Consider the following 23,817-nt stretch of genomic DNA (forward strand, 5'->3'; position numbering starts at 1 on the left):
TCACGCGCCGATCGTGCAACGGTAGGGTTCAGTTGGGCGCCGGTGAGACACCGGCGTGGATCGTGCCGGGACATGGCCGGGGATAGGACAGGAGCTGCGTGATGACCGCGAGCATCGTCGAGGCGAGGCTGCAGAACCGCAACGGAATCGACTTCGCCGTCGCCGACTTGTCGCTGGCCGAGTTCGGTCGCAAGGAGATCCGGCTCGCCGAGCACGAGATGCCCGGTTTGATGGCGCTGCGCCGGGAGTACGCCGAGGTCTACCCGCTGCGCGGCGCGCGGGTGTCGGGTTCGCTGCACATGACGGTGCAGACCGCGGTGTTGATCGAGACGCTGGTGTCGCTCGGCGCGGAGGTCCGCTGGGCCTCCTGCAACATCTTTTCCACCCAGGACCACGCCGCCGCCGCGGTCGTCGTCGGCCCGCACGGCACCGAGGATGAGCCCAAGGGCGTCCCCTGTTTCGCCTGGAAGGGCGAGACGCTGCCGGAGTACTGGTGGTGCACCGAGCAGATGCTGACCTGGCCGGAGGGCCAGGGCCCCAACATGATCCTGGACGACGGTGGCGATGCCACCATGCTCGTGCACAAGGGCACCGAATACGAGAAGGCAGGCGTCGTGCCCGCCACCGACGAGGACAACTCCGAGGAGTGGAACGTCTTCCTGGAGCTGCTGCAGGCCTCGCTGGCTGCCGACACCGGCAAGTGGACCAAGATCGGTGAGGGCATCCACGGCGTCACCGAGGAGACCACCACCGGCGTGCTGCGCCTGTACCAGCTGGCCGCCGCCAAGGAGCTGCTGTTCCCGGCGATCAACGTCAACGACGCGGTCACCAAGAGCAAGTTCGACAACCGCTATGGCATCCGGCACTCGCTGATCGACGGCATCAACCGCGGCACCGACGTGCTGATGGGCGGCAAGGTCGCCGTGGTCTGCGGCTACGGTGATGTCGGCAAGGGTGCCGCGGAGTCGCTGCGCGGACAGGGCGCCAGGGTGGTCGTCACGGAAATCGACCCGATCTGCGCCCTGCAGGCCGCGATGGACGGCTACGAGGTCGCGACCCTGGAGAACGTGCTGGGCCGGGCCGACATCGTGATCACCACGACGGGCAACAAGGACGTCGTGATGGTCGACCACATGGCGCGGATGAAGCACCAGGCGATCGTGGGCAACATCGGCCACTTCGACAACGAGCTGGACATGGCGGGCCTGGCCCGCTACCCCGGCATCCGCCGGATCAACATCAAGCCGCAGGTCGACGAGTGGGTCTTCCCCGACGGGCACTCCATCATCGTGCTGTCCGAGGGCAGGCTGCTGAACCTGGGCAACGCCACCGGCCACCCCAGCTTCGTCATGTCGAACAGCTTCTCCAACCAGGTGATCGCCCAGATCGAGCTGTTCCAGAACTACAAGAAGTACGACAAGGAAGTCTTCCGCCTGCCCAAGAAGCTGGACGAGAAGGTCGCCCTGATCCACCTCCAGGCGCTGGGCGGCGAGCTCACCAAGCTGTCCAAGGACCAGGCCGAGTACATCGGCGTCGACGTGGAGGGCCCCTTCAAGCCCGACCACTACCGCTACTGATCCGCACCTGAACCACCCGAATCGCCGCACCCACACGGGTGCGGCGATTCGCCTCTTTTCGGGCGGACGTCACCCGATCCGCGTAAGAAGGCGGCTGTTCTGTCCACGCATGAGCCTGGCTCCACGTAGAGCTGTTACCAGCTACTCCGTTACGGTGAGGCGTGGGCAAACTGGTGGTCATCGAGGGCCTGGACGGCGCGGGGAAGCGGACGCTGGCCGACGCGCTCAGCAAGGAGTTGCACGACCAGGGGCGGACCGTGGGGCAGCTGGCCTTTCCGCGGTACGGCAGGGACATCCACGCGGACCTGCTCCGGGAGGCGCTGGACGGCGGGCACGGCGACCTCGGGGATTCGGTTTATGGGATGGCCGCCCTTTACGCACTGGACCGGAGGGGCGCGGGCGAGGAGTTGCTGGCCGCACTCGAGAGCCACGACGTTGTTCTGCTCGACCGCTACATCGCGTCCAACGCCGCCTATGGGGCGGCCCGCCTGCACCAGAACGCCGACGGGGATTTCGTCGCATGGCTCTACCAGCTCGAAATCCGGCGTTTCGCTTTGCCGGTGCCCGATCTCCAGCTCCTGCTGCGGGTGCCTGTTCAGCTGGCGGCGGAGCGGGCCGAGCACCGGGAGAATACGGAGGCCGACCGTATTCGTGACCGATTCGAAACAGACAGTGGTTTGCAGGACCGCTGTGCGGCTGTGTACGAGCAGCTTGCCGCAGGTCAGTGGCTGTCTCCGTGGCTGACGGTGAATGGCGAGAAGAAGGTCGCGGCGGGCGAAATCGTCGCTGCTCTGCCGCGGTAAACCAAATTGAAACCGTCTACATCGTAACGCATTAATCGCTCTGGGTTATTACTGGGGTGAACGGGGTGAGTCTCCTCCAGGGCATGTGTCGTGCGATCGCGAGCCGGACGACGCGGAGGTCGGGGTTCCCCGTGGGGTTGGGCAAATATGAACAACCGCCGCAAACAACAGCGAGGAGAGCGCGGTGGCCAGGCGGGAGATAGCGCGGCAACGACTCGATCTGTCGATTTCGGCCTTTGATCAGCGGGTGGCGCGCGCACAAGCGATGGGTAGTGGGACGATGTTGAGCATGAAGGCACGCGTGCTTGTGGTGGACGACGATCCGGCGCTCGCCGAGATGCTGACGATCGTGCTGCGTAACGAGGGGTTCGACACCGCGGTGGTGGCGGACGGAACCAGGGCGCTTCCCGCGGTGCGGGAACTGAAGCCGGACCTCATTCTGCTCGATCTGATGCTGCCGGGGATGAACGGCATCGATGTATGCAAGGCGATCCGGGGTGAGTCGGGCGTACCGATCGTGATGTTGACGGCCAAGAGTGACACCGTCGACATCGTGCTCGGGCTGGAGTCCGGGGCCGACGACTACGTCGTCAAGCCGTTCAAGCCGAAGGAACTGGTCGCCAGGGTCCGGGCGCGGCTGCGCCGTACCGACGCCGAACCGGCGGAGACGCTCACGATCGGTGATCTCACCATCGACGTCCCCGGCCACGAGGTGCTCCGGGAGGGCAAGAACATCCAGCTGACGCCGCTGGAGTTCGACCTGCTGGTGGCGCTGGCGCGCAAGCCGCGTCAGGTGTTCACCCGCGAGGTGCTGCTTGAGCAGGTGTGGGGCTACCGGCACGCCGCCGACACCAGACTGGTGAACGTGCACGTCCAGCGCCTGCGGTCGAAGGTCGAGCGCGACCCCGAGCACCCCGAGGTCGTTCTCACGGTGCGCGGTGTCGGCTACAAAGCGGGACCGCCGTGAACTGACCGAGACAGCCATGGGCGAGAATCGTCCGCATCTGACGCTGTAGTGTCCCGAGTCGGAAATTCGTCACCACTCTCGACGGCCCAGCTTCCCGCTGGACGCACCGGTGAAAGACCCAAGTACAACCTGGTACGGGGCCTTGCACCGGCACGCCCAGCGGAAACCCGGATCCGCCGATAGCGGCAACGAACATCCGATTCGGGACACTGGTGAGGGTTTGACGGTGGGATTTCTCGGTCGCTGTCGTGCACGCATCCGGCAGGGCCTGGTGCGATTGTCCACCCAGGCCAAGAACGGCTGGGTGGCCTTTGGCGTGCAGTGGAACCACTCGTTGCAGCTGCGGGTCGTGATCAGCACGCTGGCGCTGTCCTCCTCGGTGGTCTTCGTGCTCGGCGTCGTGCTGCAGACCCAGATCACCGAGCGGCTGATCCAGGCCAAGTACGACACCACCCAGCGGCAGGCCGAGGTCGCCGCCGACACGATCGAGCGTGAGCTGGAGGGCGTCGACCCGGCCCAGGACGGCTGGGAGGCGAAGTTCAAGCGTGCCCTCACCAGCCTGAACCGCATCCCGGACGACAGCGGCAAGGGCGGCGGCGCCTACTTCGCGGTGATCGTCAACGGCCGGGCGGGCGGCAATGGGAAGGTCGCCCCCTCCACCTCGCCGGACATCACCAGGCAGATCGACGCCGACCTGCGGGCCATCGTGGAGGGCGGCCGGGTCGCGTCGATGATCGACACGAAGGCCATCGGCTCCGGCGGCGCGCACACCCTGATGGCTTGGGGCAGCCCCGTCCGCACGGCCTCGCATCCCGTGCAGCTGTACCTGTTCTATCCGCTCGGGGACGAACAGCACACGCTCACGATCGTGCAGAGCACGCTGGTGGTCTGCGGAATCGTGCTGCTGCTCCTGTTGGCGGGCATCACCAACCTGGTCATCCGGCAGGTGGTCAGACCGGTGCGGCAGGCCGCCGAGGTGGCCGTGCGGTTCGCCGACGGCCAACTCGACGAGCGCATGTCGGTGGTGGGTGAGGACGATGTCGCCAGACTGGCCGAGTCCTTCAACGAGATGGCCGAGAGCATCCAGAAGCAGATCGTCCAGCTCGAGGAGTTCGGGCAGCTCCAGCGCAGGTTCACCTCCGACGTCAGCCACGAGCTGCGCACCCCGCTGACCACCGTGCGGATGGCCGCGGACGTGCTGCACGCATCCCGCGAGGAGTTCCCGCCCGGCTTGGCCCGCTCCTCCGAGCTGCTGGTGGACGAGTTGGACCGGTTCGAGGACCTGCTCGCCGACCTGCTGGAGATCTCCCGCCTGGACGCCGGAGTCGCCGACCTCGCCGCGGAGCCCATCGACGTCCGCGGGGTCGCCCAGCGCGCCGTCGACTCGGTGCGCGCCATCGCGCAGGAGGCGAACACCGAGGTCGAGGTGCTGATGCCCGACTACGAGGTGATCGTCGAGCTGGACTCCCGCCGCGTCGAGCGGGTGCTGCGCAACCTGCTGGCCAACGCTGTCGACCACAGCGAGGGCCTGCCGGTGACACTGCGGATGGCCGCGAACAGCGAAGCCGTGGCGGTGACCGTGCGGGACCGCGGCGTCGGCCTGCGCCCCGGCGAGGACGAGTTGGTCTTCAACCGCTTCTGGCGGGCCGACCCATCCCGCAACCGCCGCACCGGCGGCACCGGGCTCGGCCTGGCGATCAGCCTGGAGGACACCAGGCTGCACGGGGGCTGGCTGCAGGCGTGGGGCAAGCCGGGCCTTGGCGCCTGCTTCCGGTTGACGCTGCCGAGGCGGCAGGACATCGAACTGCGGGACAGCCCGCTGGCGCTGCCGCCGCCCGAGTCGATCCCGCTGCACCGGCCCGCCCACGAGCCCGCCGAGGCCGCTGTGGTCCCGAAGTGGACCAGCGAGGAGGAGTCGCCCAACGGCACGCAGCCGGTGGCTGCCGAGCAGCCTGCGGCCGACGAGCCGCGGGCGGATGCGGGCAGCCACGCGACGACTCTCGGAGACGTGGGCAGCAGGGCGACGACAGCCGGGGACGCGGACAGGGGGCAGGCGTGAAATCCATCTCGCGAGTCGTGATCACCTCCATCGTGCTGGCCTGCGTGCTGATCTCGGTCGGCTGCGCGGCCATCCCCCAGAAGTCCGCGCCGAAGCCACTGGGCACCCGGCCGAACACCACGAGCACCTCGGCCCTGGCCTCCCCTCCCCAGGACATCGACCCGCTGGACCTGTCCAGGCGGTTCATCCAGGCCAGCGCCGATCCCACCGACGACCACCGCGCGGCGCGGATGTACATGACCAGCGCCGCGGACAGCCGCTGGGACGACAAGCCCTCGTTGACCGTGGTGGGTGACTTCAACACCGTCTATCCCAGCGGAACCGGCAACATCGAGCACCTGACCTCGGTCTCCGTGCAGGTCAGGGCCAACAAGCTGGGCCGGATCAACACCGAGGACCAGTCCTTCGTGCCGGAGGCCGGTGAGCATGCCTTCACCCTGCAACTGGTGAAGGAGCGGGAGACCCGCCAGTGGCGGATCGACGAACTGCCGCCGGGGGTGGTGGTCAGCCGGGACCAGTTCCTGGAGACCTACCAGGCGGTTCGGCTGTACTTCGCCAAACCCGCGAGGGACGGCCTGACCCCCGACGTCCGCTACCTGCCCAAGCACGGGCAGAACCTGGCCGAGCAGGTGATCGAGCTGCTGCTGGCCGGCCCCTCCGAGGCGTTGGAGGGTGCGGCCTTCTCGGCGCTGCCCAAGACCACCCAGCTGGGCAACAACCCCAGCCAGGACTCCGACGGCGCATTGGTCGTCGACCTGGCGAACATGAACGCCGTGCCCTCCGGCGACCAGACGCTGATCGTGGCGCAGGTGGTGTTGTCCCTGCAGCCGGTGAGCACCGGCGCGATCCGGTTGACCCGGGACCGCGACAAGTGGCTGGACGGCAGGGCCACCGAGTTCGAGGACCTGGTGAAGGCGAACACCCCCACCTCCGACTCCGGCCTGATCGCCACCGGCAACCGGCTGCTGCTGATGAAGGACTCGAGCGCGGTGCCCGGTCCACCGGGCACCGGCGAACTGCGAGTGGTCAGCGCGGGGGCGGCCACCGAGGGCACCGGTCTCGCCGTGGTCGCCGAGAACGGCGGCAACCTCGCACTCCACGTTGGCAACGACTCTCGGTCGCTGCGGCCGGTCGACCTCGGCGGCAGGCGCCCGCTCACGCTGACCAGGCCGACCTGGATGCAGGGCGCGGGCGAGGTGTGGACGGTCGCCGACGGCAGCCGGGTGATCCGCGCGCTGCGCGTTGGCAACGGTGAGAGCTGGACGGCACGCCCGGTCGTGGCCACCGAACTGGCCAGGTTCGGCCGGATCACCAACCTCAGGCTGTCCAGGGACGGCGTCCGGGTGGCCGCGGTGGCGGGCGGTTCGCTGGTGGTGGGCGCCCTCGCCGAACGTGGGGGCGAGATGACCATCATCAACACCACGGTGCTGCTGCCGTCCAGCCTGGGCAAGAACGCCGCGGACCTCGACTGGCAGGGCCCCGACTCGCTGGTCGTCGCCGCAACCGGAGGCCCGCAGCTGGTGCTCAAGACCTCCGTCGACGGCTTCCAGCAGGAGGACTACCCGAACACCAACCTCACCCCGGGATTGCGTGCCATCGCGGCCGCTCCCGGTGGCCTGCCCACCGTGGTCGCCGACGGCAACGGGTTGTGGACGGCGGAGAACTCCGGGGTGTCCATCTGGCAGCAGCACCGCCAGAGCCCCAGCGCGGGCACCCCGGTCATCCCGATCTACCCCGGTTGACACCACCCCGCGGAACAAGCCCTGTTCGCCGGTTTTGTCAGGGGACGCCGGCACGCTGGCGGGGTGCTCTCACCTGCCGAGCCGGTCGGCTCACTGCTGGACCTCGTCCTGCCCGTGGACTGCGCAGGCTGCGGTTCGGGTGGCGGCGCGCTGTGCCAGGACTGCCTGCTGCTGTTCGGGGCGTTGTTCCCGGTACGAAGGCCGGTGTTCGCCACCGACATGCCGGGCTACGCGCTGGCCGGATACTCCGGGGTGCCGAGAGACGTGGTGCTGGCCTACAAGGAGCGGCACCGCTACGAACTCGCACCCGCCCTCGGCACGGCACTGGCCACCGCGCTGCTGACGTTGGGCCTGGCGGGCGATGGCAGGCCGCTGTGGCTGGTGCCCGCGCCCTCCCGACGCTGGACCGCGGCCGCCAGGGGCGGTCGGCACATGCTCAGGCTGGCCCGGCACTGCGCCGCCGCGCTTCGCGCCGAAGGCGCCCCGTGTCGAGCGGTGCCGCTGCTCCGGCTGGACTCGGCGGCTCGGGACTCCGTCGGCCTGACGCCCGCGGAGCGCAGCGCCAACCTGGCGGGGCGGGTGCGGGTGGTGCGGAGGTGGCTGCCGCCCGCCGATCACCCGGTCGTGCTGCTCGACGACGTCATCACCACAGGCGCCACGGCGGCCTCCTGCCAGGCCGCGCTGACCGCGGCCTGCGCCGCGCCGCGACTGATGCTGAGCCTGACTGCGACCGCGTGAGCGGACGGCGAGCGCATTCCCGGCAGTCGATCTACCTGCGGATTCTCAGCAAAAGATCAGGTAACGCGGAACCTATAGCTCCAGACGGGTCGTTTTATGGATATGGGTGGTTGGAGGACGCAGTCATCCTCACCGTCCTTGACGGTGAGGGCTAACAGCCTGCCGACTTCGGAACGTATGGCCCTAGTCCATAGGGGTGACGTTTCACAAGCGTCAACTACCCGCTCGGATGGCAATAACGGGTCTGGTGGGCCAGTTGAGACCCGAATTATTACGGACTGTATGCATGTGACATCGCCCACCTCGGGGGCTGTTCTGCACGTGAACGCCAGGCTAACGTGCAGCGCTAACCGCAGCTTCCGGCACGCAGGGAGGAGGGATCAGCCCATGACCCTGGCGCCGGGATGAGGACTCGCAGTCACCGCACTCGTTCCGGTGCGCACCAAGGAAATCCTGCCGACATCGGCTTCATGCTGTGTCAGTTCTAGGAGGTCGTGTATGGAAATCGTCGTCAAGGGTCGCAACGTCGAGGTCCCCGATCATTACCGGGTGCATGTGAGCCAGAAGATGGCCCGCCTCGAACGCTACGACCGCAAAGGCATCCGCTTCGACGTGGAGCTCTACCACGAGCCCAACCGGCGACAGGCAAAGAAGTGCCAGCACGTCGAGATCACTGCCATCGGACGCGGTCCGGTGATCCGAGCGGAGGCTTGTGCCGCGGACTTCTACGCGGCGCTCGACGGAGCGGTTTCAAAGCTGGAGGCCAGGCTGCGCAAGTCGGCCGACCGGCGTCGGGTGCACTATGGGCGGCATAACCCCATCTCCGTGGCCGAGGCGACGGCGCCTGCGGGACTCACCGCGGCATCACACGGAGTGACCAGGGGCAACGGACGGGCACGGGGACGGCGTGCCAAGACCACCGCTGCCATGGAGCCTGCCGCGGTCGCAGTGCTCACCGAGGAACGCACCGAGTACGACTTCGACGTCCCGCAGCAGCGGGCCTACGACGACGTCGAGTTCTATGAACCAGGACGTATCGCGCGGGAGAAGGAGCATCCCGCGAAGCCCATGACGGTCGACCAGGCGCTGTCCGAGATGGAGCGCGTTGGACACGACTTCTATCTGTTCTCCTGTGCCGACAGCGGACGGCCCAGCGTGGTGTACCGGAGGAAGGGATTCGACTACGGCGTCATCCGGCTCGCAGAAGCCTGACGCCACCCCACAACGGCACCAAGACCAGGGTTCGCCAGCCGAATAGGACTCGCGCACTGCCAGACCTGATCCTCGAACCGGTCTTGGTCGGACAAACTGTCACAGTCGGCTCCGCCGGGCTTCCACCGGCGGAGCCGACTTTTGCCTGTTAATACTGTGGTCCCGGTTGCTGGTAGTTTCGGACGCGGCAGCCAGCCAAAGATGGCCGGGCATTTGGGGTATTTGCCGCCGACAGGGTTCCCGGCCCGTGCTGTTGCCTACGATGGCAGCAAGGTGTCCGTCACGGACGCATCACATTTCGACTAGCGAGGTCGACCCAGCGATGGTCCTGTCCCGACTGCTCCGCGCCGGCGAGGGCAAAACGCTCAAGCGCCTGCGCGCGATCGCGAACCACATCAACTCGATCGAGGACGAGTTCCTGAACTTGTCCGACGCGCAGCTGCGGGCCAAGACCGATGAGTTCAAGGCACGATACGCCGACGGCGAGTCCCTGGACGACCTGCTCATCGAGGCCTTCGCCACGGCGCGTGAGGCGGCCAAGCGGGTGCTCGGCCAGCGGCACTACGACGTGCAGCTCATGGGTGGTGCGGCGCTGCACTTCGGCTCCGTCGCCGAGATGCGCACCGGTGAGGGCAAGACCCTGACCTGTGTGCTCCCCGCCTACCTCAACGCGTTGTCCGGTCTCGGCGTCCACGTCGTCACCGTCAACGACTATCTGGCCAAGCGTGACGCCGAGTGGATGGGCCGGGTGCACCGCTTCCTCGGCCTCGAGGTCGGCGTGATCCTCTCCGAGCTCACCCCGCAGCAGCGCCGCGCCGCCTACGGTTCCGACATCACCTACGGCACCAACAACGAGTTCGGCTTCGACTACCTGCGCGACAACATGGCCTGGAGCCTGGACGACTGCGTCCAGCGCGAGTTCTACAACTTCGCCATCGTCGACGAGGTCGACTCCATCCTCATCGATGAGGCCCGCACGCCGCTGATCATCTCCGGCCCCGCGGACCAGTCCTCGCGGTGGTACCAGGAGTTCGCCCGGCTGTCCCCGATGCTGAAGCGGGACAAGCACTACGAGGTCGACGAGCGCAAGCGGACCGTCGGCGTCAGCGAAGAGGGCGTCGCCGTCATCGAGGACCAGCTTGGCATCGAGAACCTCTACGACGCGGCCAACACCCCGCTGGTGGGGTACCTGAACAACGCTCTCAAGGCCAAGGAGCTGTTCAAGAAGGACAAGGACTACATCGTCCGCGACGGCGAGGTCCTGATCGTCGACGAGTTCACCGGCCGTGTGCTGTCGGGCCGCCGCTACAACGAGGGCATGCACCAGGCCATCGAGGCCAAGGAAGGTGTGGAGATCAAGGCCGAGAACCAGACGCTGGCCACGATCACCCTCCAGAACTACTTCCGCCAGTACGACAAGATCGCCGGTATGACCGGTACCGCCGAGACCGAGGCGGCCGAGCTCTACCAGATCTACAAGCTTGGCGTGACGCCGATCCCGCCGAACCGCCCGCCGCAGCGGCTCGACCACCCCGACCTCGTGTACAAGACCGAGGTCGCGAAGTTCCAGGCCGTCGCCGACGACATCGCCGAGCGGCACGCCAAGGGCCAGCCGGTGCTGATCGGCACCACCTCGGTGGAGAAGTCGGAGTACCTGGCGAAGCTGCTGCTCAAGATGGGCGTGCCGCACGAGGTGCTCAACGCCAAGCACCACGACCGGGAAGCCGCCATCGTGGCCCGCGCGGGCCGCAAGGGCGCGGTCACGGTGTCCACCAACATGGCGGGCCGCGGTACCGACATCATGCTGGGCGGCAACCCCGAGTTCGAGGCAGACCTCGAACTGCGCTCCCGCGGCCTCGACCCGGTGGAGACACCGGACGAGTACGAGGCCGAGTACCCGCGCCTGGTCGAGAAGATGCGCATCCAGACCAAGGCCGAGGCCGAGGAGGTCAAGGCGGCGGGCGGCCTGTACGTGCTGGGCACCGAGCGGCACGAGTCGCGCCGTATCGACAACCAGCTTCGCGGCCGCTCCGGCCGTCAGGGCGACCCCGGCGCCTCCCGGTTCTACCTCTCGCTCGGCGACGAGCTCATGCGCCGGTTCAACGCGGCCATGGTCGAGATCGTGATGACCCGGCTGCGGGTGCCCGACGACGTGCCGATCGAGCACAAGATGGTCACCCGCGCCATCCGCAGCGCGCAGACCCAGGTCGAGGGCCAGAACTTCGAGATCCGCAAGAACGTTCTGAAGTACGACGAGGTCATGAACAAGCAGCGCACCGTCATCTACGACGAGCGGCGCCAGGTGCTGGAGGGTGCGGACCTCTCCGGCGAGATCAAGAACATGATTCAGGACGTGGTCACCGCCTACGTGACCGGCGCGACCTCGGACAAGTACGCCGAGGAGTGGGACCTGGCCAAGCTGTGGGCGGCGTTGAAGACGCTGTACCCGGTGCAGGTCCGCTGGCAGGACCTGGTCGAGGACGACGAGGCCATGGAGGAGTTGACCCGCGAGGAACTGCTCGACGCGGTGCTCGAGGACGCCATGCGCGCCTACCACCAGCGTGAGCGGGAGATCGACGGCAAGGTCGGCAAGGGTGCCATGCGCGAACTGGAGCGCAAGGTGATCCTGTCGGTGCTGGACCGCAAGTGGCGTGAGCACCTCTACGAGATGGACTACCTCAAGGAGGGCATCGGCCTGCGGGCCATGGCGCAGCGCGACCCGCTGATCGAGTACCAGCGCGAGGGCTACGACATGTTCGCGGTCATGCTCGACGCGCTCAAGGAGGAGTCGGTCGGGCTGCTGTTCAACGTCAAGGTCGAGGTCGCCGAGCCGGAGGAGCCGGAGACCATCGTCATGCCGCGCATCGACTTCCCGCTCGGCATGCACCGCCCGGACGACTTCCCGGTGGACGACCGGCCGACCACGTTCCTGCCCAGGATCACCGACGACATGCCGCCGCCCGGCGGCGCGGGCGAGCGGCCGCCCGCGGCGTTGCGCGGCCGGACCTACGGGCCGCCGCTGAGCCAGCAGAACCTGACCTACAGCGGTCCCGCCGAGGGCGGTGGCACCCAGACCAGGGGCGCCGCCCAGCGCCGCGCGGGCGCGACCGGCGGCGCGGGTTCGGTCGGCGAGAACACCGTCGTCGGCAGTAACGACGTCTCCCGCAACGCGCCGTGCCCCTGCGGCTCCGGCAAGAAGTTCAAGCGCTGCCACGGCGCCCCCACCGGCAACTGATCCGCGTTGACGAAGGCTCCCGGACCGGTTCCGGGAGCCATCGTCGCGCCACGCCGATCCAGGTCACGCCCACGCCTTGCCGACGACGGCGAACTCGACGCAGCGCCAGGTGTGGCCGCAGGCCTCCAGCCGGGCCGTCAGCGCCTGCGTGCGGGCGCCGCCGGTGATGGTGGCGGCGACCTCGATGACGCCGTCGGCGGGCATACAGACCCGCACGGTGCGCAACTGCCGCGGCGGCAGGTCCTGCGGCCGGTTGCGCACCAGGTGCTCGAGCCGGCGGCAGACGCCACGGCTGAACGCCGCCTCCAGCTGTCGGGTCGGGCGGCGCCCGTTCAGCACCTCCACCAGGCAGGCGGTCATGCGCTGGGCAAGCTGCTGCGCACTGCCGCAGCTGATCGTTTCCCTCGGGCCGGTGAACTCGAAGCACACCGGTTCGGACGGCACCGCCCGCAACGGCGGCCGGGCGGGCTCCGCCTCGGAGTCCAACGGTGGCTCGAGGCGAGGCAACGCGAACATCGACATGCCTGAACAGAGCGGCGGGCAGGCGAATCCGGACCTCTGACGCCCTGCTTTCACCCGATCCGGCACCGCCTAGCCTGGGGGCCGTGGGACTTCAGGGGCTGGTGATGGACTACGGCGGGGTGCTGACCGATCCGGGCGACCGGTCAGAGCCAGGAGAGCCGCCGCTGGTGACGGCGCTGCGCAGGGCCGGTGAGCTGGGTCTGCGCACCGCGGTGCTGTCCAACGCCGAACGGGTGCTGGGCGACCGGCGGGCCTGGGAGGGCCTTGCCCAGGTGGTGCTGATCTCCGGTGAGCTTGGCGTCGGCAAGCCGGACGCGCGGGCCTATGAGGCCGTGGCGGAACGGCTGGGGCTGGCGCCTGCCGACTGCGTGTTCGTGGACGATCTCCCCGGCAATGTGCGCGGGGCGGTGGCCACCGGCATGGTTGGCGTGCTGCACCGGTCGGTCGAGGAGACACTCGCCGAGCTGAAGATCCTCTTCGAGTTGGACCTCGGTTAGCCGAGTTTCGCCACGGCGGCACGGCCCGCGGCGGCCCACCGGGCGTCGTCGGGTTTGACGTCGTCGAGGTGGATCTGGATGAGGTACTGGGTGGTCGCCACGTACATCTCCGAGCCGGGCACCCCCACTTCGTCGATCACCGCGGCGTCGCCGACGCCCACGTTGAAGATCGCGTGGTTGCCGCGGCCCAGCAGCCGCTGCACGACCTCGCTGGGCGGCGGTCCCATGGTGCCGAGCACGTCGATGCGGCCCATCGGGTTCTGCTGGCCCTGCTGGAAGTAGAAGCAGCTTCGGCCCTTGTTCTCATCGGCGCTGCCCAGCACGGTGTTCTCCGCGTTCGACGTCGGCTGCGCGAGCAGCGCACCGAACTCGGCGGCGGTGAGCAGGCATTCGTCCTCGACCACGTTGGGCACCAGCGGACCGGTGCTCGCATGGGGGTTGGGCGAACCGGAACTCGGGCCGGGCAGCGGCAGCGAGGACGGCGGCGTCGAGGGCCGCTGGGTGCCGGTCACCTTCTCGTCACCCGCCACCGGGGAGCCCGCCTCCCACTTTGTGCAGCCCGCCAGCAGCAGGGCACAGAGCACGGCGGCAAGCGGTACCGACAGTCGACGTGCGCCCATGCCGGTGACAGTACCTGTGCTGGTCCGGCCGTTGCGGAAGCGGGCGCCGGGCCTTGTCGGGCCGAGATGAAACCGCGTCCATGAGCACACCCGTTCGGCGCCAGAAACGAACCCGCGCAACATCTACGCTTACCGGCTGTCAACGGGCGTTTCGGATGCGGGTGCGACAGCAGACGCAACGGATCCGCGGTTCTGCGCCTGATCACGACCGCGGGAGGTCGATCACTTGTCGGGCTTTGTCAGGTCGTGGCGATGATGGTGCCCAGCACCGACACCGGTGCGGATGTCGATCCGCTGACCAGTTCCGTCGACAGGGGACTGGCACTGCCCGGTGAGGACTTCGTGCTCACCGTGACCTTCACCAATCCGGACCCCAGCGAGGTCTTCTTCACCTACTTCAGCGTGAACCCCACCTATCAGACGATCACCTACCCTGGCCTGAAGTACGAGTTCCTCGGCTGCGCGGGCGAGGCGGGCTGCGACGCCGAGGGCATGCACTTCACCTCGCCGGTGGCGCCGGGTGCCAGCCGCACCGCGCGGCTGCGTTACCGCGTCTCCCCGGATTCCGCCTGCGGCGGTACGGCCGGTATCGGCTTCTACTTCTACCTGTACCGGGAGTCCGCCCAGGGCGGTACCGGCGGCGTCATCGACGGGCCGCCGCTGGTCGGGATCAGGTGCCCGTCAACGCCGTGACGGTCTGCTTGACCACGGCCTGGCTGGACCGCGGGCCGCCGAAGAACCAGGTGCCCGGCGGCAGCGCTTTGGCGTGACCCGCCTTCACGAAGGGCAGCGCCTGGAACGCGGGCTGGCCGACGGCGCCCGCGAAGTCGGAGTCGGTGGGCGGCGCGGTGTAGAGCAGCCAGGTGTCCGCGCCGATCGAGAACAGGTTCTCCAGCGTGTACTCCTGGTAGCCGAACCCGCGGCTGTCGGTGACGGCCGGGGTGCTGACACCCAGCTTCGCGCCAAGCTGCCCCACCAGCGACTTGTCGCTGAAGATCCGGAACGTGATGTTGGTGGATTGGCTGTAGCCCTGGCTGAACGCCAGCTTCAGTCCGCTCTTGCCCGCGGCGGCCAGCTGCTTGCGGCCCTCCTCGATGGTCGCGTCCAACTCGCCGAGCACCTTCTCGCCCTCGGCCTTCTTGCCGACCGCGGCGGCAAGCTGGGTGAAGTCCGTGCGCATCGAGGTCAGGTGGTCGGGGTCGCGGTACTCGTTGAACACCAGCACGGTCGGCGCGATCTGCTTGAGCTTGTCCAGGATCGCGTCGGCGCGGTTCTTCGGCACCACGATCAGGTCCGGCCGCAGCCCGGCGATCTTCTCCAGGTTGGGCTGCGGGCGGGTGCCGACGTCGGGGACGTCCGCCGACAGCGCGGGCCCCTCCTTGACGAAGGTCTGGTAGCCCTTCACATCGGCCACGCCGACCGGCGTGACGCCCAGCGCCAGCAGGTTCTCGACGTAGCTCCACTCCAGGGCTACGACCCTGGTCGCGGGCTTGCTCAGCGTCTGCTCCCCGCGGGAGTCGGTCACCGCGATCGGCCCGGAGGACTCCGGCTCCCGCGGTGCCTCGCCGCACCCGGCCACCAAGCCCAGCACCAGCGGAACCACCGCCAGCATCCGCACACCGACACGCATCGCAAGCCCCCTATGTGTTAGGCGAACCTAACTACCCTAACCCGATCCGTGCCGCGCCGAGTCCACAATCGTGCGGCGCTGTGATCAAGCGTGCAGCCTGCGGCGGGTGAGTTCGAAGCACAGCACGGCGGCGGCGCTGGCCACGTTCAGCGATTCCACGCCCTCGGCCATCGGGATGGACAGCCAGTGCCGCACATGGTCGGCCACCGCGGCGGAGACGCCCGCCGTCTCACCGCCCAGCACGAACGCGGTCCGCTCCGGCAGCCGGGCGGTGAACACCGTGTCGCGGCCGTCCGCGGCCAGTCCGAACAGCGTGTATCCGTGCTGCCGCAGGGCGGCCGCGGCCTCCGCGGCGGTCGCGCAGCGCAGCAGCGGAGCCCGGAACGCCACCCCGGCCGAGGCCTTCACCACCAGCGGGTCGATGGAGGCGACACCCCGCCGCGGCACCACGATCCCGCCGATACCGGCCGCGGTGGCCGTGCGCAGGATCATCCCGACATTGGCGGGGGTGGTGATGCCGTCCAGCAGCAGCACCGAGGCGGGCGGCCTGCCCGCCAGCGCGGTCGCCAGCGGCCGCATCCGCGGCGCCAGCACGTCGGCCAGCACGCCCTGGTCCTGCTTTCCGTTGCCCGCCAGCACCTTCACCCGGTGCGCGCTGGCGCGCTGCACCTCGACCCCGCGGTCGCGGGCCGCCGACAGGATGTCCGCCGCAGCGGGTCCACGCACGCCCTCGGCCAGGATCACCTTGTCCACCCGCAGCGCGGTGTCGGCGAGCGCCTCCAGCACCGGTTTGCGGCCGTACACGGTGATGAACCGGTCCTTGGGCGATATCTCGTCGGTTCCGGGCTGCCTGCGCTGCATTTGGCCAGCATGCCAGGGCTGTGGTGTGTCAGGATCGGGGCCATGCCCGACCGCCTCTCCGCGCTGGACGCCTCTTTCCTGTACCTGGAGGACCGCACCACGCCGATGCACGTCGGCGGTGTTGCCCTGTACCGCAGGCCACGCAGCGGTTTCGACTACGACCGGCTGGTGGAGCTGATCGAGCAGCGGCTGACGCTGGTGCCGCGGTACCGGCAGCGGGTGCTCAATGTGATCGGGCGGCTGGCGCGTCCGGTGTGGACGGACGATCCGGACTTCGACATCACCTACCACGTACGCCGCTCGGCACTGCCCAAACCGGGCAGCGAGGCCCAACTGCACGACCTGGTGGCCCGGCTGTTCTCCCGGCCGCTGGACCCCAGCCGCCCGCTGTGGGAGGTGTACCTGGTCGAAGGCCTGGCCCGCAACCGCTTCGCGATCATCACCAAGACCCACCAGGCGATGGTGGACGGCATCGGCGCGATCGACATCGGCCAGGTCATGCTGGACATCTCCGCCACCCCGCGCGCCACCCCCGAGGAGCTGTGGATGCCGCGCCCGCAGCCCAGCCAGAGCAGGCTGGTGCTGGACGCGGTTGCCGAGGTGGTGCGCAGCCCCGGCGAGGCCGTGGAGAACACCAAACTGGCCGTGCAGGACGCCGCCGCCACCGCCCGCAACGTGCTGGACGCGCTCGGCGGACTGGCTTCGATCATGCGCACCGCCGCCAGCAAGGCGCCCGGCAGCCCGCTCAACGTCAAGATCACGCCGCAGCGGCGGTTCGCGGTGGCCAGGACCAAGCTCGACGACTACCGCGCGGTCCGCAAGGTGCACGACGCCTCCCGTGTCACGGTGAACGATGTGGTGCTGGCGGTGATCGCCGGTGCGCTGCGAAGCTGGCTGCTGTCCAGAGGCGAGGCGGTGACCTCCTCCACCACGATCCGCGCGTTGGTGCCGGTATCGGTGCGGGAGACCGACGCGGAGAGCTTCGGCCAGTTCGGCGGCCAGGTTTCGGCCTACCTGGTGGACCTGCCGGTGGGCGAGCCGAACCCGGTGGTGCGGCTGCACCACGTCAGCCACGCGATGCGGGCGCACAAGGAATCCGGCCGCTCGGTCGGCGCCGACACCCTGGTCCGGATGTCCGGGTTCGCCCCGCCGACACTGCACGCGCTGGGCGCCAGGGCGGCAAGCTCGTTCGCCAAGCGGATCTTCAACCTGGTGGTGACCAACGTGCCCGGCCCGCAGGTGCCGCTGTACGCGGCGGGCGCGCGGATGGAGGAGATGTTCCCGATCGTTCCACTGGCCAAGAACCAGGCGTTGTCGATCGGCGTAACCTCGTATCACGGTGGGCTCTTCTACGGGCTGAACGCGGACCGCGACGCGATGCCCGACGCCGAGGTGCTGGCGTCGATGGTGGTCGAATCGCTGGAGGAGATGATGGGAACGGTGCAGGCGTGAGGGTCTACCTGCCGGCCACTGTGGACATGCTGCGGGAGTTGGCCGAAAAGGGTGAGCTGGCGGCGGTCAACAACACCGCGTTCGCGCTGACGCCGATGCTGCGCGAGGCCTACGCGGCGGGCGGCACCGAGGAGTTGGAGTACGCCGCGATGCTGGAGGCCAGCCGCGCCTCGCTGCGCCTGCTGGCGCTGGAACTCGCGGTCGGCTCCGACGCCCAGCCGCGCCGCGCGGTGGTGGCCGCCGACGTGGAGGGCGTCCGGCTGCGCCCCGACCTGGACGATGCCGCGGTCCGCCTGCCGGGCCCGGTGCGGTTCAAGGACGTGGCCGCGGTGCACCTGGACACCCCCGAGGCCGAAGAGGCGGTGCGGGCCGCCGCGGAGGTCATCGACGCCGCCGACCTCGGCGACCACGACGCCGAGTTCGTCCTCGGCGAGGCGGAGGACCACGAGCTTGCCTGGTTCGCGCCACAGGAACTGCCGTTCCTGCTGGAGCTCATGTAGATGCGCGTCCACCACCTCAACTGCGGCACGATGCACCCGCCGAGCAGCCGCTTCATCAACGGCGCGGGCCGCGTGTTCGGTCCGGCGCGCATGGTGTGCCACTGCCTGCTGATCGAGGCCGCGGACGGGCTGGTCCTGGTGGACACCGGGCTGGGCCGCGGCGACCTGGCCGACCCCCGCCGTCATCTCGGCGCCGCTTTCCTCAAGGTGGTGCGCCCGGTGCTGTCAGCGGCGGAGACCGCGGTCGAACAGGTGCGGGCGCTGGGCCACGACCCGGCGGACGTCCGCCACATCGTGCTCACCCACCTCGACCTCGACCACGCGGGCGGCCTCGCCGACTTCCCGGCAGCCCAGGTGCATGTGCACGCGCCTGAACTGGCCGCAGCCCAACGCCGCGGGACGCTCTCCGAGCGCGAGCGCTACCGCCCCCACCAGTGGGCGCACGGCCCGAAGTGGGTCGAGCACGCCGCCGACGGCGAGCGCTGGCACGGCCTGCGGGCGATCCGCGAGATTCCGGGCCTGCCGGGTCTGCTGCTGGTGCCGCTGGCCGGGCATACCCGGGGGCACGTCGGCGTCGCGGTGGACACCGGCCGCAAGGACGGCCCACGCTGGCTGCTGCACGCGGGAGACGCCTACTTCTTCCAAGGCCAACTCGCCGCGAAGCCGCACTGCCCACCTGGCCTGCGCGCGTTTCAGGAACTGGTGCAGACCCGGCGCGCGGAACGACTGGACAACCTGGCCCGGCTGCGCGAACTCGCCCTCGCCGGTGAGGTCCGCATCATCTGCGCCCACGACCCGGTCGAGTTCGACCGCGCGGTGACCGCCTAGTCCTCGTCGTCGGGGTCCTCGTCGATGATCTTGCGCGGCGGGTCGGCGGCCATGATGTCCAAGGCGTCCGGCTCGAGCCCGAAGGCGGCCCGCATCCGGCGCCTGCCGGTGGCCGCGTTGGAGGCGTCGTTGTACCGGTCGCCGCGGAGGAAGTCCTCCACCTCGTCCGGGATGCGCTCCAGGCCGATGTTGTACCAGAGCAGCGCCTCCTCGAACCGGCCCCGCTCCTCCAGCAACTCGCCGAGGTGGACGCAGAGCACCGGATGCGGCTCGGCGAGCTTGAGCCGCTCCAACTCGATGAACGCCACCTCCTCCGGCCCCTGGTCCAGATAGATCTCGACCTTCCCCGACGTCACGCCGATCTCATCGAACTCGTCGGTCGGCTCGATCTTGTCCAGCCACTCCAGCGCGCGGTCGAAACTGCCCGCCCGCCGCCAGGCGTCGGCGGTCAGGAACATCAGCTCCGCCCGCGCCTGCTCGTCAAGGCAACGTTGCAGGCTGTACTCGTAGTTGCGGGCAAGGATCGCGGCCTCTCGTACCTCGTCGAAGTCCAGATCGTCCTGCTCTGCGCCCATGTGCAGCACGATATCCACCCGGCCGCCGACCGTCTTTGCCCGGCTCGGGGTTTTCTTAGCGTTGCCCTAACCGAGCGACAGCGCGCCCATAGCCCGCCTGCCGTCAGTCTTTTCAGCGTCAGCGACCGATGAGCAGGAGATGACCATGAACAAGCGCAATATTCTCGCCGCCGCGATCGTCGCGGGCGTCGGGCTGCCGGCGGCGTTCGGTGCGATCGCCGTCGCCGACGACGGTTCGAGCTTCCGGCCGACCGCCCCGACCACCTCCGCCTCGGCCCCCGCGAACCCCGGTGGGCAGCAGCCCGCGATCAGCGCCGACCGGGCGCGGGAGATCGCGTTGCAGCAGGCGCCCGGCGCCACCGTCGAGGAGGTCGACCTCGACCGGGACGACAACCGCCTCGAGTGGGATGTCGAACTGCGCAAGGGCAACACCGAGTGGGACGTCGACATCGACGCCGCCGACGGCAAGGTCCTCTCGATCGACCAGGACAACGACGACGATGACGACGATGACCGCTATGACGACTGACCATTTCCGTCAGGTGTAGGAAAAGGCTCCGGAACAGGCTTGTTCCGGGGCCTTTCCCGTGGTGCTGGTCACCCGTCAGAGGTAGGGGGCACCCGCACAGGCGTGACAGGATGACTGTGAAACCTGGCCACAAGTCGGGTGGAATCCGCAGGTAAAGCAGTCGTTTACGCAGGAGGCGAACCGAAGCATGGACGCCGTCACGTCCGTACCCAGTCCAGTCAACGAGCCGGTCCGCTCCTACGCGCCGGGCAGCCCCGAGGCTGAGTCGCTGCAACGCCGCATCGCCGAGCTGGAGACGGAGCGGCACGAGTTCACCATGACCATCGGCGGTCAGCAGCGGATGGGCGCCGGTGAGCGGATCGACGTGGTGCAGCCGCATGACCACCAGCATGTGCTCGGGGTGACCGGGCAGGCCACCGCGCAGGACACCGCCGACGCCATCCAGGCCGCCAAACAGGCCGCCCCCGGCTGGCGCGACCTGCCGTTCGACGAGCGCGCGGCCGTGCTGCTGCGGGCCGCCGACCTGCTGGCCGGGCCATGGCGGGACACCATCAACGCCGCCACCATGCTGGGCCAGTCCAAGACCGTTCAGCAGGCCGAAATCGACTCCGCCTGCGAGTTCATCGACTTCCTCCGCTTCAACGTGGACTACGCCCGGCAGATCTACGCCGAGCAGCCCAACTCCTCGCCCGGCATGTGGAACCGCTTCGACCACCGCCCGCTGGAGGGCTTCGTCCTGGCGATCACGCCGTTCAACTTCACCGCGATCGCGGGCAACCTGCCGCTGGCGCCCGCGCTGATGGGCAACACCGTGCTGTGGAAGCCCTCGCCCACCCAGCAGTTGGCCGCGCACCACACCATGCGTCTGCTGGAGGCCGCGGGCCTGCCGCCCGGCGTGTTGAACATGGTCACCGGCCACGGCAAGCCGGTCGGCGAGGTCGCGCTGGCCGACCCGGAGTTCGCGGGCCTGCACTTCACCGGCTCCACCGCGACCTTCCGCTCGCTGTACCAGCAGATCGCGGCCAACCTGGAGACCTACCGCGGCTACCCGCGCATCGTGGGCGAGACCGGCGGCAAGGACTTCGTCGTCGCGCACCCGTCGGCCGACCCGGCGGCGCTGGTCACCGGACTGGTCCGGGGCGCGTTCGAGTACCAGGGCCAGAAGTGTTCCGCGGCCTCCCGCGCCTACATCGCGCGCTCGCTGTGGGAGGGCGGCGTCCGCGACCAGCTTGCGGACCTGACCCGCTCCATCACCTACGGCGATGTCACCGACTTCAGCAACTTCGGCGGCGCGGTGATCGACGACCGTGCCTTCGCCAAGCACTCCAAGGCACTGGAGCAGGCCAAGTCCTCGCCCACCCTGGAGGTCCTGGCGGGCGGCACCTGTGACGACTCGGTCGGCTACTTCGTGCAGCCCACCGTGGTGGTCGGCACCGATCCCGGCAACGAGATGTTCTCCACCGAGTACTTCGGCCCGATCCTGGCCGTGCACGTCTACGACGACGCCGACTACTCGAAGATCCTCACCACCGTGGACACCGCCACCCAGTACGCGTTGACCGGCGCGGTGTTCGCCACCGACCGCAACGCCATCGAGGAGGCGCACGCCGCACTGCGCTTCTCGGCGGGCAACTTCTACGTCAACGACAAGCCCACCGGCGCCGTGGTCGGCCAGCAGCCCTTCGGCGGCGCGCGGGCCTCCGGCACCAACGACAAGGCGGGCTCGAAGTTCAACCTGCTGCGCTGGACCAGCCCGCGTTCCATCAAGGAGACCTTCGTGCCTCCGACCGACTACACCTACCCGCACCAGGGCTGATCGACGTTCGGGGAGGCCCACACCGCTCTCGGCGGAGTGGGCCTCCCCGCTTTATGTCTGTATTAGGTGAACCGATCTCGACACTCTCGTTACTCTGTTCGGCAGGCGTTGACCAGGCAGGGGAGAGGGGGTCGCGGTGCAGGACGACCGCACGCGCCCCATACCCCGTGTCCCCGCGGCGGAGAAGATCGAGAAAAAGGCCGAGTCCGAGCCGAAGAAGAGCCGGATCGTCTTCATCGACATGGCCCGCGCCATCGGCGCGCTGATGGTCTTCTACAGCCACGTCTCGCATCTGTGGATGGACAAGCGAGGCGCGGAGTCGGTGGTCGTCGACGTGATCGACGACTTCGCGCAGAAGCCGCTGTACATGTCCTTCCAGGGCATCGGCCAGGTCGCGGTGCCGATCTTCTTCATCATCAGCGGTTTCGTGGTGACACCGCTGGCCATGCGGCAGGGCTCCTGGAAGTTCGGCCTCAACCGCATGCTGCGGGTCTACCCACCGATGATCTTCGTGGTGCTGCTCACCGCCGCGGCCCTGCTGCTCGGCCTCGATCCGCTGTTCACCGGCCAGGACCGCGAGGTCACCGGGCTGACCGTGCTGACCAACGCCACCCTGGTGAACTACCTGCTGGTGCCGCAGGTGGTGCTGGTGGGGGTGGCGTGGACGCTGGTCATCGAGGTCACCTTCTACCTGATGATCATGCTGATGGTGCCGCTGCTGAAGCGGTACCTGTGGCTGGTCATCGCACTCGAACTCGCGTTGGTGCTGGTGGCGCTGATCACCGCGCGGATGTTCGGCCCGAACTACTTCTTGTTCGTGGTGCTGATGTCGTACCTGCCGATCACGTTGATCGGCCAGATCATCTGGGCGGGCTACCACAAGAAGATCCCGCTGTGGCTGGCGTCGCTGTACGGCGTGATCGCCTGGTGCCTCTACGTCTGGGCCGACATCCGCGATATGGGCCGCATCGACGACTCCTACAACATGGCGCTGGCCTTCGCGATCCTGCTGTTCCTGCTGGGTCTGTTCGGCGAGTCCCGGCTCAAGGAGCGGGCGGGCTGGACCGTGTTGTCCGAACGCAGCTACTCGATCTACCTCATGCACGGCCTGGTCGCGTTCCCGACGCTGGACCTGCTGTACCCCGCTGTGCCGTTCGAGATCGCCGTGATCGGCGCGGTGGCGACCACCTTCGCCATGGTGGAGGTCAGCTACCGGCTGGTCGAACGACCCAGCCACCGACTGGCGCGGCACCTCTCGCGCAAGCGCAGGCCCGACGACCGGGCCGTCCCCGCGCCGCCGGTGGACAAGCCGCAGTGGCCATCGCCCGCGGCCACCGGCGAGATCGAACGCATCCGGGTGCCGATCGCCGAACTCGCGGCCACGGTCAAGGCGCCGCCCGCCCCGGGGCCCGCCCGCAACGGGCAGCGGCCCCCGCAGGCGGAACCGGCGATGCCCGCGGGCAGGCCGCTCGGCGAGCGGCGCAACGGCGAACCGCGGCCCGCGGAGCTCACCACCCGTATCGGCCCGCCGCTGCGCCCGCGCGAAGGCACCTACGCCGAGTACCCCTACAGCTCAGCGGTGGCGGCGGAGGCTCCGGCCGAGGTCACCATGGAGATCCGCCGCCGGTTATGGAAAGAGCCCGACGCCTGAGCG

General features: G+C 68.8%; 21 protein-coding genes. 16 read left to right on the forward strand and 5 right to left on the reverse strand.

The annotated features are described in order from the left end of the window. The first annotated feature begins 101 nt into the window (after window positions 1–101). The 8 genes from ahcY to secA all read left to right on the forward strand — a co-directional run bounded on the left by ahcY (window position 102) and on the right by secA (window position 12,333). Window positions 102–1,577: an adenosylhomocysteinase gene (gene ahcY / locus ACU6XJ_RS14765; protein WP_476311190.1), complete on the forward strand. Its 1,476-nt coding sequence runs from the start codon at window positions 102–104 to the stop codon at window positions 1,575–1,577. 161 nt (window positions 1,578–1,738) lie between these two features. Then, window positions 1,739–2,380, forward strand: coding sequence for a dTMP kinase (locus ACU6XJ_RS14770; protein ID WP_476311193.1), 642 nt, complete (start codon window positions 1,739–1,741; stop codon window positions 2,378–2,380). Window positions 2,381–2,669: 289 nt separating this feature from the next. Then, the gene (gene mtrA, locus ACU6XJ_RS14775; protein ID WP_476311196.1) at window positions 2,670–3,347 is read left to right on the forward strand and encodes an MtrAB system response regulator MtrA; all 678 of its coding nucleotides are present in this window, start codon (window positions 2,670–2,672) and stop codon (window positions 3,345–3,347) included. Between the two features lie 271 nt (window positions 3,348–3,618). Then, complete coding sequence (gene mtrB, locus ACU6XJ_RS14780; protein WP_476311199.1) at window positions 3,619–5,406, forward strand: MtrAB system histidine kinase MtrB; 1,788 nt, start codon at window positions 3,619–3,621, stop codon at window positions 5,404–5,406. Further along, window positions 5,403–7,148: an LpqB family beta-propeller domain-containing protein gene (locus ACU6XJ_RS14785; protein ID WP_476311201.1), complete on the forward strand. Its 1,746-nt coding sequence runs from the start codon at window positions 5,403–5,405 to the stop codon at window positions 7,146–7,148. The genes mtrB and ACU6XJ_RS14785 overlap by 4 nt, the downstream gene beginning before the upstream one ends. Window positions 7,149–7,211: 63 nt before the next feature. After that, on the forward strand, window positions 7,212–7,886 hold the full coding sequence (locus ACU6XJ_RS14790) for a ComF family protein (protein WP_476311204.1): 675 nt from the start codon (window positions 7,212–7,214) through the stop codon (window positions 7,884–7,886). Between the two features lie 498 nt (window positions 7,887–8,384). Beyond that, a complete protein-coding gene (gene hpf / locus ACU6XJ_RS14795; protein WP_476311208.1) occupies window positions 8,385–9,098 on the forward strand; it encodes a ribosome hibernation-promoting factor, HPF/YfiA family in 714 nt (237 codons plus the stop codon). A gap of 322 nt (window positions 9,099–9,420) precedes the next feature. Continuing rightward, the gene (gene secA / locus ACU6XJ_RS14800; protein WP_476311211.1) at window positions 9,421–12,333 is read left to right on the forward strand and encodes a preprotein translocase subunit SecA; all 2,913 of its coding nucleotides are present in this window, start codon (window positions 9,421–9,423) and stop codon (window positions 12,331–12,333) included. A 63-nt stretch (window positions 12,334–12,396) separates the two neighbouring features. On the opposite strand, the gene ACU6XJ_RS14805 is transcribed toward secA, so the two are convergent. Further along, window positions 12,397–12,849, reverse strand: a complete 453-nt coding sequence (locus ACU6XJ_RS14805) for an Rv3235 family protein (RefSeq protein ID WP_476311214.1) — start codon at window positions 12,847–12,849, stop codon at window positions 12,397–12,399. Window positions 12,850–12,938: 89 nt separating this feature from the next. Between ACU6XJ_RS14805 and ACU6XJ_RS14810 the strand changes: the two genes are divergently transcribed. Continuing rightward, window positions 12,939–13,352: an HAD-IA family hydrolase gene (locus tag ACU6XJ_RS14810; RefSeq protein ID WP_476311217.1), complete on the forward strand. Its 414-nt coding sequence runs from the start codon at window positions 12,939–12,941 to the stop codon at window positions 13,350–13,352. Here the strand turns inward: ACU6XJ_RS14810 and ACU6XJ_RS14815 are convergent. Then, window positions 13,349–13,972, reverse strand: coding sequence for a hypothetical protein (locus ACU6XJ_RS14815; RefSeq protein WP_476311220.1), 624 nt, complete (start codon window positions 13,970–13,972; stop codon window positions 13,349–13,351). The two genes, ACU6XJ_RS14810 and ACU6XJ_RS14815, sit on opposite strands and share 4 nt — an antisense overlap. A gap of 252 nt (window positions 13,973–14,224) precedes the next feature. On the opposite strand from ACU6XJ_RS14815, the gene ACU6XJ_RS14820 reads away from it, so the two are divergent. Beyond that, a complete protein-coding gene (locus ACU6XJ_RS14820; RefSeq protein ID WP_476311223.1) occupies window positions 14,225–14,665 on the forward strand; it encodes a hypothetical protein in 441 nt (146 codons plus the stop codon). Here ACU6XJ_RS14820 and ACU6XJ_RS14825 read toward each other — a convergent pair. Next, window positions 14,643–15,602, reverse strand: coding sequence for an ABC transporter substrate-binding protein (locus ACU6XJ_RS14825; RefSeq protein ID WP_476311226.1), 960 nt, complete (start codon window positions 15,600–15,602; stop codon window positions 14,643–14,645). The genes ACU6XJ_RS14820 and ACU6XJ_RS14825 overlap by 23 nt on opposite strands. An 84-nt stretch (window positions 15,603–15,686) precedes the next feature. Then, window positions 15,687–16,463 (reverse strand): TrmH family RNA methyltransferase, encoded by a 777-nt coding sequence (locus tag ACU6XJ_RS14830; RefSeq protein WP_476311229.1) that lies wholly within the window; start codon window positions 16,461–16,463, stop codon window positions 15,687–15,689. Window positions 16,464–16,505: 42 nt separating this feature from the next. Here ACU6XJ_RS14830 and ACU6XJ_RS14835 point away from each other — a divergent pair, with 42 nt between their 5' ends. Genes ACU6XJ_RS14835 through ACU6XJ_RS14845 form a run of 3 tightly spaced genes read left to right on the forward strand, consistent with a single transcriptional unit; the run spans window position 16,506 to window position 19,243 of the window. Further along, entirely contained in the window at window positions 16,506–17,915 is a 1,410-nt protein-coding gene (locus ACU6XJ_RS14835) for a WS/DGAT/MGAT family O-acyltransferase (protein WP_476311232.1), read from the forward strand. Further along, window positions 17,912–18,415 (forward strand): DUF6912 family protein, encoded by a 504-nt coding sequence (locus tag ACU6XJ_RS14840; protein ID WP_476311235.1) that lies wholly within the window; start codon window positions 17,912–17,914, stop codon window positions 18,413–18,415. Before ACU6XJ_RS14835 ends, ACU6XJ_RS14840 begins: the two co-directional genes overlap by 4 nt. Beyond that, window positions 18,416–19,243, forward strand: a complete 828-nt coding sequence (locus tag ACU6XJ_RS14845) for an MBL fold metallo-hydrolase (protein ID WP_476311238.1) — start codon at window positions 18,416–18,418, stop codon at window positions 19,241–19,243. Here ACU6XJ_RS14845 and ACU6XJ_RS14850 read toward each other — a convergent pair. Further along, window positions 19,240–19,818: a tetratricopeptide repeat protein gene (locus tag ACU6XJ_RS14850; RefSeq protein ID WP_476311240.1), complete on the reverse strand. Its 579-nt coding sequence runs from the start codon at window positions 19,816–19,818 to the stop codon at window positions 19,240–19,242. The two genes, ACU6XJ_RS14845 and ACU6XJ_RS14850, sit on opposite strands and share 4 nt — an antisense overlap. Window positions 19,819–19,963: 145 nt before the next feature. Here ACU6XJ_RS14850 and ACU6XJ_RS14855 point away from each other — a divergent pair, with 145 nt between their 5' ends. From ACU6XJ_RS14855 to ACU6XJ_RS14865, 3 genes are all read left to right on the forward strand, one after another. Next, window positions 19,964–20,347, forward strand: a complete 384-nt coding sequence (locus ACU6XJ_RS14855; protein WP_476311242.1) for a PepSY domain-containing protein — start codon at window positions 19,964–19,966, stop codon at window positions 20,345–20,347. A 187-nt stretch (window positions 20,348–20,534) separates the two neighbouring features. Continuing rightward, entirely contained in the window at window positions 20,535–22,163 is a 1,629-nt protein-coding gene (pruA, locus tag ACU6XJ_RS14860; protein WP_476311245.1) for an L-glutamate gamma-semialdehyde dehydrogenase, read from the forward strand. A gap of 136 nt (window positions 22,164–22,299) precedes the next feature. Continuing rightward, the gene (locus tag ACU6XJ_RS14865) at window positions 22,300–23,814 is read left to right on the forward strand and encodes an acyltransferase family protein (protein ID WP_476311248.1); all 1,515 of its coding nucleotides are present in this window, start codon (window positions 22,300–22,302) and stop codon (window positions 23,812–23,814) included. Window positions 23,815–23,817: the final 3 nt, after the last annotated feature.

Source organism: Actinorectispora metalli, from assembly GCF_056323685.1.